Source organism: Aromatoleum evansii, assembly GCF_045689615.1.
GTDB lineage: Bacteria > Pseudomonadota > Gammaproteobacteria > Burkholderiales > Rhodocyclaceae > Aromatoleum > Aromatoleum evansii.
In genome coordinates this window covers 3,862,661-3,876,383 of record NZ_CP141259.1, presented here as the reverse complement: position 1 = coordinate 3,876,383, position 13,723 = coordinate 3,862,661, and the positions used below count along the sequence as shown (strand labels likewise).

Below are 13,723 nucleotides of genomic sequence, written 5' to 3'. Positions count from 1 at the left end.
GTTTGCGCATTTCGGGTCATCGCTCTCATATCCAGAAGGGGACTTAAGTGAATAAATCCGAACTGATCGACCAAATCGCCTCGGGAGCAGAGTTGTCGAAGGCGGCCGCGGGCAAGGCGCTCGATGCTGCGATTGCGGCGGTCAAGGACGCGCTTCAGGCGGGCGACTCCGTGACCCTCGTCGGGTTCGGCACCTTCCATGTTGGCGAGCGTGCGGCGCGCACCGGACGGAATCCGCGTACCGGCAAGAACATCAAGATCAAGGCGGCGAAGGTTCCGAAATTCAGGGCTGGCAAGGCCCTGAAAGATGCAGTAAACTGACGGACTTTGCTGGAAGGGCCAAGTACCCGTCCAGTACGGGTGCTTAGCTCAGTTGGTAGAGCGCCTCCCTTACAAGGAGGATGTCAGCGGTTCGACCCCGTTAGCACCCACCAGAACATCAGCCACCAGGTGGCAAGCTGCACGAGAAACCCGCTCGGCTTTAGGCCCGGCGGGTTTTTTTACGTCTGGCGGTGTGGTTGCGGATTTCCCTGGCGGGCGATCGGTGCCGGTACACCTGACGGTACTCCGATAAGCTCGATGTGCCCGGCGTCGATGGTGCTCCGCGCGACGTTGCGGCCGCTCAGGCTGTCTTGCGGAAGGTCAGGTTGATGCGCTGGCGGCCGAGCAGTGCGTGAGCGCCCTCCTTGACGGGGAGGATGCCGTGGAAGCGCAGCCGGGACGGGCCGCCCCACACCACGACGTCACCGTGCAGGAGGAGCACGCGTTCGGCGCGGTCGCTGCGATTCGGGCCGCCGAACAGGAAGATCGCCGGCAGGCCGAGCGATACCGAGACGATGGGGGCCGACAGGTCGCGTTCGTCGCGGTCCTGATGCAGGGACATCCGGGCGCCGGGCTCGTAGCGGTTGATGAGGCAGGCGTCGGGAACGAATCCTGCAAACCCGGCCTCGGCGGCGGCATCCGCGGCGAGTCGGAGGAAGGCGCCGGGCATGGGCGGCCAAGGCTTGCCGCTGTCGGGATCGACGGCTTGGTAACGATAGCCGCGGCGGTCCGATACCCAGCCGAGCGGGCCGCAGTTGGTCATCGCGGCGGACATGCGCTGACCGCCAGGCGTGAGCATGTGACGAAACGGGGCGCGAGCGCAGATTGCGTCGATCTCGGCGACAAGGCCCTCGGCCTGGTTGCGGGCGAAGCCGCGCAGCACCAGCGCGCCCGGTGCCAGCGCTTCGCGGCCGGTGGGGGCTTCGTCGCCATGATCGAAGAGGTCGGGCGTCATCCGGACGATTCGTCGTGAAGCGCGGGGGTTGCGCGCAGGCGCCGCTGATCGGTGTGGGCGATGGTAGCGCAGAAGGTCAGTTCGCGCCGATCCCTGCGTCGGCTGCGCTGCGGTTGCGCCAGTCGGTGAACCAGCTGGCAAACACAGCCTCGACCGCGGCATCGTCGGCCTGTGCTTCGCGGCCGGGGGCGGGGTTGTCATCGAGGTCGATCACCTCGCAGTCGTATTCCAGATATTCGATGTCCATCTTCGGCTCCTCGTCCGTTCGTACCAAACGGTTCGGACATGGGATCAGCTTATCGCCGCGAAGCGGCTGTCGCTGCGTCGATAAGCGTTGGGAAAACCGCTCAATTCGGGGCGATCGCGCCGTCGGAGCCGTGGCCGGGGGGCGGAGGCGGCTTTGATGCGGATCGGGCTCGTCGTACCATTGCGCGCGGGCCGGCGGTCGTGCGGCCGGCGTCCATCACGTCGAAACCGTTCGGGAGCGTGCAATCCATGGCAGTCAGATCCATCCTCCGCATGGGCGATCCGCGCCTGCTCCAGGCGGCCGAGCCGGTGCGCGCGTTCGCCACGCGGGAACTCGATGCGCTGATCGCCGACATGTTCGACACGATGGCCGCCGCGGGGGGCGTCGGGCTGGCGGCTCCGCAGATCGGGGTGGGGCTGCAGGTGGTGATCTTCGGCTTCGAGCACAGCGATCGTTATCCGGAGGCGCCGCCGGTGCCGCGCACGATCCTCGTGAATCCGGTCATCACGCCGCTGGACGGCGACGAGGAGGAGGGCTGGGAAGGTTGCCTGTCCGTGCCGGGGTTGCGCGGGGTGGTGCCGCGCTACCGGCGTATCCGCTACCAGGGGCGCGCGCCGGACGGCAGCCGGATCGACCGCAGTGTGGACGGGTTTCACGCGCGGGTCGTGCAGCACGAATGCGATCATCTAGCGGGCGTGCTGTACCCGATGCGCATGCGCGACTTGAGCAGGTTCGGCTTTGCCGAAGTGTTGTTCCCGGATTCGGGAGACGATCCGGGGGCAGAATGAGCGGGGGATCGCGCGGAGCCGACCTCAGAGTCGAGGGCCGGCTGGCGGTTCGTCCGGAGCGGGCTGGGTGGGGGACGCCGAGAGCGTCAGGCCGAGGCGTTCGCATACGCGCGCCACGATTCGGTCGCAGCGCTGGCCGTCGAAGCTGAATACGTCCTCGAGCAGCGTGCCGAGGTGTTGACCGAGTGATTCTCGTAACTGCGCGCGGGCGCGCAGGAGGCGGACTTTGGTGTTGCTTTCGGAGATGCCCAGCGCTGCGGCCGTTTCGTCGACGCTGAGTCCTTCGACGGCTCGCAGCATGAATACCGTGCGATGGCCTTCGGGCAGGCGGTCGATGGAGGATTCGATGATGCGACGCAGTTCCGCCCGCATCGCCAGTGTCTCCGGCGTCTGTGCGATCTCGTGGTCGCCGTGGTCGGGTAGCGTGTCGAGGTCGGTGTCCGCATCACCGGCCGACCGGCGTGCGCGCCGGTGGGCGAGGGCCTGGTTCACGACGATGCGCGTGAGCCAGGTGGACAGGCGGGACTCGCCGCGGAAGTTGCGCAGGGCGCGGTGTGCTTCGATGTAGCCGTCCTGCACGGCGTCCTCGGCTTCGGCGTCGTCGCGCAGGATGCTGCGCGCGACACGGAACAGGCGGCGATTGTGCTGGCGCATCAGGCGCTCGAAGGCCAGGACTTCGCCGGCGAGGATGCATTCGATCAGGGCCCTGTCCGACTCGGGCGAGGATCCGGTACGTGCGACGGTTGTCATGACGTGCTCCCGTTTTGCCCATTAGATGAGATGGCGCGTGCAAAGGTTACAAGCAGGCGCATATCCCCGGTTTCATCGGGAGTGCTGCATGGCAGCGTCCGCGGGGGCGGGAGGAGCGGATAAATGGGGCGAGCGGGGCTGTGGGAGCACGGCTCGCCGTGTGTGCCGGTGAGGCGTGAGCAGGGTGCGGAGCCGGCCGTGGCCTCAGGGCGTGTTGTCCAGCAGGTTGCGCAGGGCGTTCTGGAACAGGGGAATCACGACGTTGCGATCGATGTTCTCGTTGCGGATCGTCCTGATCTGCAGCCCTTCGAACATCGTGACCAAGACCTCGACCATCGCGGCGAGCTTTGCGTCGTCGTCCTCGTGGCCGGCTGCGCCGCGCACGTCCCGTATCGTCAACATGAGGCTCTCGCGGCAGACCTGGTCGGCCGCGCGCACGATTTCTGCAACATGGGGGTTGCGTGAGGCTTCCGCGACGATTTCCAGCTTCAGACCTGCAGTCAGCGGGTCCAGGCACTGGTCGATGCCTTCGGCCACGCGGGCGAGCATGGCTTCGCGCACGTTGCACGCGGACCTGATTTCGGCCGTGAGGGTGAGGAAGCGTTCGAGGTCGCTCGCGACGATTGCCGAGATGATCGCTTCCTTGTTTTCGAAGTAGTGATAGATATGCCCCGGGCTCATACCCGCCGCCTTCGAGATCTGCGAAATGCTGGCGCCATGGAATCCGTGCTGGCGGAAGCAGTCGGCAGCAGCGTCAAGGATCTGGGCGCGGCGCGCTTCGGCGCGTGAATGTTCGACGGGTTCGGGGCACATCTGGCGGTTCTCGTGGTCGTAATGCGTTTGCAGCAACATTGATCTGCGTTCAAGGCTAACATAGAATGAGCGCTCAATCTAGAATGACCATTCTAATTCTGGCATAATGAATTCCGTTCAGCGCACTGCGACCGGCGGTGCGCGATGATTTCGAGGCGAAACATGCATAGAAACCCCAGCCAGCGTTTCAACGTCCTGATGACCGTGGTCGTTGGCGCATTACTCGTATCGGCCTGCAGTGGTGGCACGTCGCAGCCGGCAGGCCCCGGCGCGGGGCAGGGGGCGCCGGCCGTCACGGTGGTTTCGTTACGCACGGAAGCGGTTCCGATGACGTCTGAGCTGCCGGGCCGGACCGCGCCCTATCTGATCGCGGAGCTGCGGCCGCAGGTGGGCGGAATCGTCAAGCAGCGGCTGTTCACGGAAGGCAGCGAGGTGAAGGCCGGGCAGGTGCTGTATCAGATCGATCCGGCGACCTACCAGGCCGCACATGACAGTGCGAAGGCCAATCTTGCCCGTGCTGAGGCGAATGTCCAGGCGGCGCGGCTGAAGGCGGAACGCTACGCGCAATTGGTCGGCATCGAGGCAGTGAGCAAGCAGGCCAATGACGACGCGGCGGCCGCACTCAAGCAGGCGCAGGCCGAGGTGGCGAGCGCCAAGGCGGCGGTCGACCGGGCGAAGATCGATCTCGATTTCACCCGGGTAAGCTCGCCGATCAGTGGCCGTATCGGCCGTTCGTCCGTGACGCCCGGCGCGCTGGTGACGGCAAACCAGGCAGCGGCGCTGGCAACCGTGCAGAAGCTCGATCCGATCTATGTGGACGTCACTCAGTCGAGTGCCGAGCTGCTGAAGCTGCGCCGCGATCTTGCCGACGGGCGCTTGAAGCGTGCCGGTGGCGATGCGGTTCCGGTCAAGCTGGTGCTCGAGGATGGCTCGCTCTACGGGGCGGAGGGTAAGCTGGAATTTTCCGAGATCACTGTCGATCAGGGCACCGGCAGCGTGACGCTGCGCGCGGTGTTCCCGAACCCGAAGGGCGAGCTGCTGCCGGGCATGTATGTCCGTGCCCGGCTCTCGCAGGGTGTGAACAGCGAAGCAATCCTGGTTCCGCATGCGGCCCTGAGCCGCGATGCGCGCGGGAACGCGACAGTGATGGTGGTCAATGGCGAGAGCAAGGTCGAGTCGCGCATCGTCACGACGGCGCAGTCGCAGGGGGACGCGTGGGTGGTGACGCAGGGGCTGGCGCCGGGCGAGCGCGTGATCGTCGAGGGCTTGCAGAAGGTGCGTCCGGGCGCGGCGGTGCAGGCTCAGGAAGCCGGTGCGGCGGGTTCGCCCGCAGCGGCGGCCCCTGCCCCGGCGGCGGCCAACTGAGGTAGCGGACAATGGCACGTTTCTTCATCGACCGGCCCATCTTCGCGTGGGTCATCGCGATCGTGATCATGCTGTTCGGGGCGCTGTCCATCCTGCGCCTGCCGGTGGCGCAGTATCCGTCGATCGCGCCTCCGACCGTGGTCATCAATGCGACCTATCCCGGTGCTTCGGCCAAGACGGTGCAGGACTCGGTCACGCAGGTCATCGAGCAGAAGATGACCGGTCTCGACGGCCTGTTGTACATGAGTTCGTCGTCGGATTCCTTCGGTCGCGCGACGATCACGCTGACCTTCGATGCGGGCACGAACCCGGACATCGCGCAGGTGCAGGTGCAGAACAAGCTGCAGCTGGCCTTGCCGCTGGTGCCGCAGGCGGTGCAGCAGCAGGGGGTGCAGGTCGCCAAGTCGACGCGCAACTTCCTGATGGTGCTGGGTTTCGTTGCGAAGGACAAGAATCTCGATCGTGCCGACCTCTCGGATTTCCTGGTGTCGAGCGTGCAGGATCCGCTGTCACGCGTGACCGGGGTCGGCGAAGTGCAGGTGTTCGGCGCCCAGTACGCGATGCGTGTGTGGCTGGATCCGGCCAAGCTCAACAACTACCACCTGACGCCGGGTGACGTGCAGGCGGCGATCCGCACGCAGAACGCCCAGGTTTCGGCCGGCCAGCTCGGCGGCGTGCCGGCGGTGTCGGGGCAGGGCTTCACGGCGACGATCACCGCGCAGAACCGCCTGGAGTCGGTGGAACAGTTCGAGAAGATCCTGCTGCGCAGCTCCGCGCAGGGCGGTGAGGTGCGGCTCAGAGATGTCGCGCGCATCGAGATCGGGGCCGAGAACTACGGCATCGTCGGTCGCTTCAACGGGGAGCCGGCCGCCGGTATCGGCGTGAAGCTCGCGGCGGGTGCCAACGCGCTTGAGACTGCGGCCGCGGTGCGGGCGAAGATCGAACAGATGAAGCCCTATTTCCCGGCCGGCATCGAGGTCGTGGTTCCCTACGACACGACGCCCTTCGTGAAGATCTCGATCCAGGGCGTGGTGCAGACGCTGATCGAGGCGATCGCGTTGGTGTTCCTGGTGATGTATCTGTTCCTGCAGAACTTCCGTGCGACGATCATCCCGACCATCGCGGTGCCGGTGGTGCTGCTCGGTACCTTCGGCGTTATGGCGGCGGCCGGCTTCTCGATCAACACGCTCACGATGTTCGGCCTGGTGCTGGCGATCGGCCTGCTCGTGGACGACGCCATCGTGGTCGTGGAGAACGTCGAACGCGTGATGACGGAGGAGGGGCTTTCGCCCAAGGAGGCGACGAAGAAGTCGATGGGGCAGATCACCGGCGCGCTGGTCGGCATCGGCCTCGTGCTGTCGGCGGTGTTCATCCCGATGGCGTTCTTCGGCGGATCGACGGGCGTGATCTACCGCCAGTTCTCGATCACGATCGCCGCGGCGATGGGCCTCTCGGTGCTGGTCGCGATCGTGTTCACGCCGGCACTGTGCGCGACGATGCTGAAACCGGTGGAGAAAGGGCACGAGCATGGCGAGGGCGGGATGTTCGGCCGCTTCTTCCACTGGTTCAACGTGATGTTCGCGCGCAACACGCATCGTTACGAGTCGGCCGTTGCCCGCATCCTCCATCGCAGCTTCCGCTATCTCGTGATCTATGTCGCAATCATCGCGGTGCTGGGATTGATGTTCGCCCGCATGCCGACTTCCTTCCTCCCGGAGGAGGATCAGGGCGTGATGTTCACCCAGGTCACGCTGCCGGCGGGTGCAACCCAGGAGCGCACGGTCGAGGTGCTGAAGAAGGTCGAACAGCACTTCCTCGAGACCGAGAAGGACAGCGTGCGCACCATCTTCACTGCGGCGGGCTTCAGCTTCGGCGGCAGTGGCCAGAACATGGGTCTCGGCTTCGTCGGCATGCGTGACTGGGGCGAGCGCCGCGAGCCGGGGCGCGACGTGAAGTCGGTGGCCGGGCGCGCGATGGGGGCGTTCTCGCAGATCCGCGAGGCGATGGTTTTCGCCTTCGTTCCGCCGGCGGTGCTGGAACTCGGCACCTCGAACGGCTTCAACCTGATGCTGCAAGACCGTGCGGGCCTCGGCCACGATGCGCTGGTTGGCGCGCGCAACCAGTTTCTGGGGCTGGCGGCGCAGGACAAGCGGCTGGTAGCCGTGCGGCCCAACGGCCAGGACGACGTCGCGGAGTATCAGCTCGACATCGATCATGCCAAGGCGGGTGCGCTGGGCGTGTCGATCGCGGACGTCAATGACACGCTCAACACCGCGTGGGGCGGCGTGTACGTGAACGACTTCATCGACCGGGGCCGCATCAAGCGCGTGTACCTGCAGGCGGATGCGCCCGCGCGGATGACGCCGGAAGATCTCGGCAAGTGGTACGTGCGCAACAAGCAGGGCGAGATGGTGCCGCTGGCAGCTTTCACGACGGCACGCTGGGTGTATGGCTCGCCGCGCCTCGAGCGTTACAACGGTCAGCCGTCGATCGAGATTCTTGGCCAGGCGGCACCGGGGCTATCGTCCGGTGATGCGATGGCTGCGGTCGAGGAGATCATGGCCAAGCTGCCGGCGGGGATCGGCTACGAATGGACCGGCACCTCTTACGAGGAGCGCCGTTCCGGTGCACAGGCTCCGGCGCTTTACGCGTTGTCGCTGCTGGTGGTGTTCCTGTGCCTTGCAGCGCTGTACGAGAGCTGGTCGGTGCCGTTCGCGGTGATGCTGGTGGTGCCGCTGGGGGTGCTGGGCGCGATCCTGGCGGCGACCGGGCGCGGGCTGTCGAACGACGTGTATTTCCAGGTCGGCCTGCTGGCGACCATCGGCCTGTCGGCGAAGAACGCGATCCTGATCGTGGAGTTCGCCAAGGCGCAGATGGAGAAGGAGGGCAAGGATCTGATCGCGGCGACGCTGGAGGCCGTGCGCATGCGGCTGCGGCCCATCCTGATGACCTCGCTGGCATTCGGCCTTGGCGTGTTGCCGCTGGCGATCGCCAAAGGCGCGGGCGCCGGCAGCCAGAATGCGATCGGCACCGGCGTGCTCGGGGGCACCATCGCAGCGACCGTGCTGGGCATCTTCTTCATTCCGTTGTTCTACGTCGTGATCAAGCGAATTTTCAAGAGCAAGCCGCAGGACGAAGCGTCCGGCGTGACCGTGCAGGAGACCAAGTGATGACCGAACTCCGTACATTGGTCGTCGCCGTGGCCGCCGCCTTCATGGGCGCGTGTTCGCTGATCCCCGCCTATGAGCGTCCCGCCGCGCCGGTCCCGGCCGCGTTCCCGGATGCGCCGGCGGGCACCGCGAGCGCAAGCGAGGCGCCGGCGTGGCGCGACTATTTCGCCGACCCCCGCCTGCGCGAGCTCGTTGAGCTCGCGCTCGCGAACAATCGCGACCTGCGCATCGCCGCACTCAACATCGAGCGCGCGCGGGCGCAATACGGCATACAGCGCGCGGACCTGTTCCCGTCGATCTCGGCGAATGGCGGGCAGACCGCGCAGCGCCTGCCGGCCGACCTGAGCAGGACCGGCGAAGCGGGCACGTCGCGTCAATACAGCGCGACAGTGGGCTTCTCGGCCTACGAGCTGGATTTCTTCGGCCGCATCCGCAGTCTCAACGAGCAGGCACTGGAGCAGTACCTCGGCACGGAAGAGGCCCGACGCAGCGCGCAGATCAGTCTCGTCGCCGAGGTCGCGAACGCGTGGCTGCGGCTCGCGGCGGATCGCGAACGGCAGACCTTGGCGAACAACACGCTCGCGACGCGGCAGAAGTCCTATGAGCTGACGAAGCGCAGCTTCGACGTGGGGGCGACCTCGGCGCTGGATCTGCGCCAGGCGCAGACGCTGCTCGAAGGGGCGCGTGCCGATGCGGCCCGCTACGCCGCGCTCGTCGCGCAGGACCGCAATGCGCTGGCTCTGGTCGTCGGTACGGACGTTCCGTCCGCGTTGCTGCCGCAGGCGTTCGCGGAGTCGATCACGGCGGTGGCCGAGCTGCCGGCGGGCGTGCCCTCGGAGGTACTGACGCGCCGTCCGGACATCCTGCAGACGGAGCGCCAGCTGCGTGCGGCGAACGCCAGCATCGGCGCGGCGCGCGCCGCCTTCTTCCCGCGCATCACGCTGACCGCCGCGGCGGGCACGGCGAGCAGCACGCTCGACGGGCTGTTCGAGGCGGGGTCGGGGACGTGGAGTTTCGTGCCGCAGATCTCGCTGCCGATCTTCGAGGCGGGACGGCTCACGGCGAACCTCGAGGTGACGAAGGTGCAGCGCGAGATCGCGGTGGCGCAGTACGAGAAGGCGATCCAGTCGGCGTTCCGCGAAGTCGCCGATGCGCTGGCCGACCGCGCGACGCTGGCCGAGCAGCTCGACGCGCGGCGCAGGCTGGTGGAGGCGACCGAGGCGAGCTTCAAGCTGTCCGAGGCGCGCTACAAGGCGGGCGTCGACAGTTATTTCGGGCTGCTGGATGCGCAGCGCAGCCTGTACGCGGCGGAGCTGGACCTGATCGCGGTGCGCCAGTCCGATGCCGCCAATCGCATCGCGCTGTACAAGGCGCTGGGCGGGGGCTGGCAGTAGGCGGGACGCGCGGAGAAGGCGCGCAAACGACAAAACGGCGGACGAGAGGATCGTCCGCCGTTCTAATTTCGTCCTGCGCGGACGGGGGAAGGGTTCCCCGTCCGTGTTCCCCGCTCAGCCTCCGGCGATGATCGGCACGAAGGCAACCCGATCACCGTGGTGCAGGGCAGTGTCGCGCTCGCCTGCCAGCACCATGTGACCGTTGACCGCGATGTTCCACGAGTGGTCGTCGAGCGCCTCGCGGGCTTCGGGCAGGCGGCGGGCCAGTGCGTCGCGCAGCGCGACGACGTTGGCGACCGGTTCGTCGATCACGATCGTCTTTTCCGGGGCGCCGGGCAGCACCTGCGGCAGCTCCACCCTCACCGCGAAGCCGGTGGTCGCGCTCGCCAACCGTTCGTGCCAGTCCGCCTTGGGCACGCCTTCGGCATTGAGGCCGGTGACTTCATAGAAGCGCGCCTTCATCGCCTCGAATTCCTTGCGATCGACCTTCTCGCCCTTGAAGGGGCCGACCTCGATCTCTTCCTCGAACCAGCGCTTCGGCAGGGTGTCGTCCTTGGCGCGCAGGCCGAGGCGGAAGTTGATCAGGCGCTCCAGGCCGGTGATGTTGCGGCCGATCTCGTTGAGCTGCTCGCCGGTGAATTCGTGCGCGGTGGCGGTCGTCAGCTGGGTCGCGAAGTCGCCGCAGTCGGGGGTGGTCGGGGAGTTGAACAGCTTGGTGTTGAAACGGCACATGCCCACCGAGTCGCCGACGGCGAAGGTGTTCTCGCAGCGGCGCACCGCGAATTCCTTGCCGTCGTAGCGGTTCGGCTCGGCGGCGACGGTGCCGCCGTAGAGTTCGGTCTTGAACGGGGCGTCGTCGTTGATGCGGGCGTTGATCTCCAGCGTGACGCGGTTCCTGAGGTGGTCCATGCCGCGCGTGGCGACTGACAGGCCCAGCGCGAAGGCCTTGAGGATGCGGGCGTCGTGCGGGTCCGACTGGAACAGGCCCTTCACCGCCATGCGGTAGTCGAGGGCTGCGGCCGGGTACTTGCCGCGCTCGACTGCGCGGGTGGAGTCGGCGATGGTGTCGCCGAAGCCTTCGCGCTTCGCGGTCATGAACAGCAGTTTCTCGACCGTCTCGTAGTTGCCCCAGGACAGGTCCAGCCCGCCGGTGTGGCTCGCGTCGATGATGCCGCGCTGCCACAGCTCCATCGCCCATGCGATCGCGCTGCCGGTCGAGGCCGAATCGAGGCCGAGGTCGTTGAGGATGTTGTTGAGGCGCAGGATGTGCTCCGGCTCCTTCAGGCCGATCATCGGGCCGAACTTGCCCACGGTGACGTACTCGGGACCGTCGCCCTTGTCGTACTGGTCGAACTTGCCGTCACCATGGATGCCGTTGTAGGTGCGCTGCTTGCCGTGCTCGACGTCGGCCTGGGCCTTGTCGTAGCTGGCGTTGCCCTTCAGGCCCTTGAGCGCGGCCGAGCCCCAGCCGCCCTTGCCCTCGGGGGTCATGTCGTTGAGGTTGCGGCAATGCACCGGGCACTTGAAGCAGCCGTCCATGCCGGGGCGGTAGGGGTCGAAGTTGTCCGCGTCGAGCGTCGGGTGCCAATCCGTCTTCTGGTTGTTCAGCGTACCGAGCGCGCCCAGCACGCGCGAGGGCTTGTACAGGAAGGGCGTGCCGACCTGCTTGAGGGCGTTCTTGATCACCGAGGTCGAGGTGATCTTCTTGCCGATCACCTTGTTGTGCGCTTTGAGCTCGGCCACTTTCGGCGCTTCGTCCGGCTTGCCGTGCACCATGATGGCCTTCAAGCGCAGCGAACCCATCTTCGCGCCGCCGCCGCCACGCGCCCAGATCGCCTTGATGCCGCCCATGATGCCGCTGCACAGCGCGAGGTTCTCCCCCGCGGTGGTGATGCGGGCGAGGGCCATGTCCTTGCGCTCGGTGCATTCGAAGTCGCGTTCGATCGCGCCGGGCAGGTCGAGGTTGTCGAGGCCGACATAGGGTGTCGCGTCGATGAACTGCACTTCCTCATGCGCGATGCGCAGCAACGTCCATTGCGGGGCCAGGCCGTACAGCACGATGTGGTCGTAGCCGTGGCGTTTGACGAAGGACGGGAAGTAGTCGCCGCCATTTGTGTCGAGGATCGCGTCGCTCTCGGGCGAGCGGCTGGTGAAATTGCCGCGGGTGGCGGCCGGCATGTCGCCGGTGAGGGTGCCGGCGCCGAAGATCAGGGGGATCTCGGGGTCGAGGGCTTCGCGGCCGTCCTGCAGCAGGTTGTACAACAGGTACATATTGGCGCCGCGTCCGCCGAGGTAGGTGCGCAGCACTTCGAGCGGCAGGTACTTGCGCTGCGTTTCGCGCTTTTCGAGGTCGACGAACAGCACGGCACCCTGAGTATCGTACTGCGGCGTGTCGTGCAGGCGTGCACACAGTTGTTCGACCTTGTCCCTGATCCCCATAACTGTCTCCTGTTTTCCTGTTGGCTGGATGTAGTGTGGCTGTAAAACAGTTTGAAGTCAAACAAAAAGGGGGCGATTTCTTCGCAGGAGAATGCAGCGTACGCCGGATCGCGGGGCGCGACGGACGGGGATCTGTGGTGGATTCGGAGCGGTTGCGAGGCGTGGTGCAGGATGCGCTTCGGCCGGGGTCGGGAAATTGCCGCGTGCGGAATTTTAGTGCACTGCAAGATAATTTGACATCCATCAAAACAGGTGGAGAAAGTTCCCCCGGCGTATTGTGGGCCTGTCGCCACGGACCTATTGTGCGCAACAACCAGTTGCCGACAGACGCAGCAGGAGGAGGAGACAAATGAGCACACGTATCGGGAAGGCAAGAAGGATTTTCGGGGTTCTCGCTGGCGGGCTGCTGGCGGCGGTGTGTGGCGTGGCCGGCGCGCAGGAGGTGACGCTGAAGGTCGCGCATTTCCTGCCGCCGGGCTCGACGGCGCACGCGAAGTTCATCACGCCGTGGTGCGACAAGATCAACAAGGAATCCGCGGGGCGCTTGAAATGCCAGATCTACCCGGCGATGCAGCTCGGCGGCACGCCGCCGCAGCTGATCGACCAGGTGCGCGACGGTGTCGCCGACATCGTGTGGACCCTGCCCGGCTATAGCGCGGGGCGCTTCCCGGCCGTCGAGGTGTTCGAGCTGCCTTTCATGATCAACAAGGCGGAGGCGTCGAGCCGCGCGCTGTGGGAGTACGTGCACGAGAACAAGCTCGACCAGAGCGAGTTCAAGGACGTGCATCCGATCCTGTTCCATGTGCATGACGCGGGGCAGTTGCATCTGGTGAAGGGGCCGATCACGAAGCAGGCGAACTTCCGCGGACTGAAGCTGCGGGCGCCGACGCGCCAGACCAACAAGTTCCTTGCCGCCTTGGGTGCGACACCGGTCGGCATGCCCGTGCCGCAGGTGTCGGAGGCGCTGTCAAAGGGGGTGATCGACGGCGCGATGCTGCCGTGGGAAGTGGTGCCGGCGGTGAAGGCGCAGGAGCTCGTGAAGTACCACAGCGAGGGCGATGCGAAGGCCCGCGCGCTGTACACGACGGCCTTCATCTTTGCGATGAACAAGGCGAAGTACCAGTCGCTGCCTGCGGACCTGAAGGCGGTGATCGATGCCAACGGCGGTGCCGAGGCGTCGGCCTGGGTCGGCAAGGTGTGGGACGAGTCGGCGGCCAACGCGCGCAAGCTCGCCTCCGACCGTGGCAACCAGTTCAACGTCGTCCCGGCAGTCGAGCTCCAGGCATGGGAAAAGGCGGGGCAAGTGGTGTACGACTCGTGGGTCTCGGAGGTTTCGGGCAAGGGCTACGACGGCAAGGCGCTGCTGAAGAGCGCGCAGACGCTGGTCGGGAAATACGACCCGCTCTGAGTGCCGAGCAGGGCGGATGCGCCTGCGGGCGTCATCCGCCGCACGCACGTTTCCGGGCGTCGTTCGACGGCAGC

Annotated in this window: 11 protein-coding genes and 1 tRNA gene; 7 read left to right on the top strand and 5 right to left on the bottom strand. The window is 66.3% G+C overall.

Annotated elements, in window-relative coordinates; all coding sequences use genetic code 11:
• The first annotated feature begins 47 nt into the window (after positions 1–47).
• Positions 48–320: an HU family DNA-binding protein gene (locus U5817_RS18145; protein WP_169129798.1), complete on the top strand. Its 273-nt coding sequence runs from the start codon at positions 48–50 to the stop codon at positions 318–320.
• 37 nt (positions 321–357) lie between these two features.
• A tRNA-Val gene (locus tag U5817_RS18140) sits at positions 358–433 on the top strand.
• Positions 434–621: 188 nt separating this feature from the next.
• Here the strand turns inward: U5817_RS18140 and alkB are convergent.
• Together alkB and U5817_RS18130 are read right to left on the bottom strand one after the other, a co-directional pair.
• Positions 622–1,275: a DNA oxidative demethylase AlkB gene (gene alkB / locus U5817_RS18135; RefSeq protein ID WP_169129797.1), complete on the bottom strand. Its 654-nt coding sequence runs from the start codon at positions 1,273–1,275 to the stop codon at positions 622–624.
• A gap of 76 nt (positions 1,276–1,351) precedes the next feature.
• Positions 1,352–1,522 (bottom strand): hypothetical protein, encoded by a 171-nt coding sequence (locus U5817_RS18130; protein ID WP_169129796.1) that lies wholly within the window; start codon positions 1,520–1,522, stop codon positions 1,352–1,354.
• Between the two features lie 248 nt (positions 1,523–1,770).
• Here U5817_RS18130 and def point away from each other — a divergent pair, with 248 nt between their 5' ends.
• On the top strand, positions 1,771–2,310 hold the full coding sequence (gene def, locus U5817_RS18125) for a peptide deformylase (RefSeq protein WP_407278330.1): 540 nt from the start codon (positions 1,771–1,773) through the stop codon (positions 2,308–2,310).
• Positions 2,311–2,334: 24 nt separating this feature from the next.
• Here the strand turns inward: def and U5817_RS18120 are convergent, their stop codons facing one another.
• Positions 2,335–3,060 (bottom strand): RNA polymerase sigma factor, encoded by a 726-nt coding sequence (locus U5817_RS18120; protein ID WP_407278329.1) that lies wholly within the window; start codon positions 3,058–3,060, stop codon positions 2,335–2,337.
• A gap of 204 nt (positions 3,061–3,264) precedes the next feature.
• Positions 3,265–3,912, bottom strand: a complete 648-nt coding sequence (locus U5817_RS18115; protein ID WP_407278328.1) for a TetR/AcrR family transcriptional regulator — start codon at positions 3,910–3,912, stop codon at positions 3,265–3,267.
• Positions 3,913–4,035: 123 nt separating this feature from the next.
• On the opposite strand from U5817_RS18115, the gene U5817_RS18110 reads away from it, so the two are divergent.
• From U5817_RS18110 to adeC, 3 genes are read left to right on the top strand one after another with little or no spacing between them, the layout of a single operon-like run.
• Positions 4,036–5,238: an efflux RND transporter periplasmic adaptor subunit gene (locus U5817_RS18110; RefSeq protein WP_407278327.1), complete on the top strand. Its 1,203-nt coding sequence runs from the start codon at positions 4,036–4,038 to the stop codon at positions 5,236–5,238.
• A gap of 11 nt (positions 5,239–5,249) precedes the next feature.
• Positions 5,250–8,408: an efflux RND transporter permease subunit gene (locus U5817_RS18105; RefSeq protein WP_407278325.1), complete on the top strand. Its 3,159-nt coding sequence runs from the start codon at positions 5,250–5,252 to the stop codon at positions 8,406–8,408.
• A complete protein-coding gene (adeC, locus tag U5817_RS18100; RefSeq protein WP_407278324.1) occupies positions 8,408–9,802 on the top strand; it encodes an AdeC/AdeK/OprM family multidrug efflux complex outer membrane factor in 1,395 nt (464 codons plus the stop codon). Before U5817_RS18105 ends, adeC begins: the two co-directional genes overlap by 1 nt.
• A gap of 114 nt (positions 9,803–9,916) precedes the next feature.
• Here the strand turns inward: adeC and U5817_RS18095 are convergent, their stop codons facing one another.
• Positions 9,917–12,241, bottom strand: coding sequence for an aldehyde ferredoxin oxidoreductase C-terminal domain-containing protein (locus U5817_RS18095; protein ID WP_407278323.1), 2,325 nt, complete (start codon positions 12,239–12,241; stop codon positions 9,917–9,919).
• Positions 12,242–12,590: 349 nt separating this feature from the next.
• Here U5817_RS18095 and U5817_RS18090 point away from each other — a divergent pair, with 349 nt between their 5' ends.
• On the top strand, positions 12,591–13,649 hold the full coding sequence (locus U5817_RS18090) for a TRAP transporter substrate-binding protein (RefSeq protein ID WP_407278322.1): 1,059 nt from the start codon (positions 12,591–12,593) through the stop codon (positions 13,647–13,649).
• Positions 13,650–13,723: the final 74 nt, after the last annotated feature.

What these genes read in the sequence shown, in the direction of transcription:
- U5817_RS18095 (WP_407278323.1), bottom strand. Translation starts at nt 12,241, where the DNA reads ATGGGGATCAGGGACAAGGTCGAACAACTGTGTGCACGCCTGCACGAC.
- U5817_RS18105 (WP_407278325.1), top strand. Translation starts at nt 5,250, where the DNA reads ATGGCACGTTTCTTCATCGACCGGCCCATCTTCGCGTGGGTCATCGCG.
- U5817_RS18130 (WP_169129796.1), bottom strand. Translation starts at nt 1,522, where the DNA reads ATGGACATCGAATATCTGGAATACGACTGCGAGGTGATCGACCTCGAT.
- alkB (WP_169129797.1), bottom strand. Translation starts at nt 1,275, where the DNA reads ATGACGCCCGACCTCTTCGATCATGGCGACGAAGCCCCCACCGGCCGC.
- U5817_RS18110 (WP_407278327.1), top strand. Translation starts at nt 4,036, where the DNA reads ATGCATAGAAACCCCAGCCAGCGTTTCAACGTCCTGATGACCGTGGTC.
- U5817_RS18090 (WP_407278322.1), top strand. Translation starts at nt 12,591, where the DNA reads ATGAGCACACGTATCGGGAAGGCAAGAAGGATTTTCGGGGTTCTCGCT.
- def (WP_407278330.1), top strand. Translation starts at nt 1,771, where the DNA reads ATGGCAGTCAGATCCATCCTCCGCATGGGCGATCCGCGCCTGCTCCAG.
- U5817_RS18115 (WP_407278328.1), bottom strand. Translation starts at nt 3,912, where the DNA reads ATGTTGCTGCAAACGCATTACGACCACGAGAACCGCCAGATGTGCCCC.
- U5817_RS18120 (WP_407278329.1), bottom strand. Translation starts at nt 3,060, where the DNA reads ATGACAACCGTCGCACGTACCGGATCCTCGCCCGAGTCGGACAGGGCC.
- adeC (WP_407278324.1), top strand. Translation starts at nt 8,408, where the DNA reads ATGACCGAACTCCGTACATTGGTCGTCGCCGTGGCCGCCGCCTTCATG.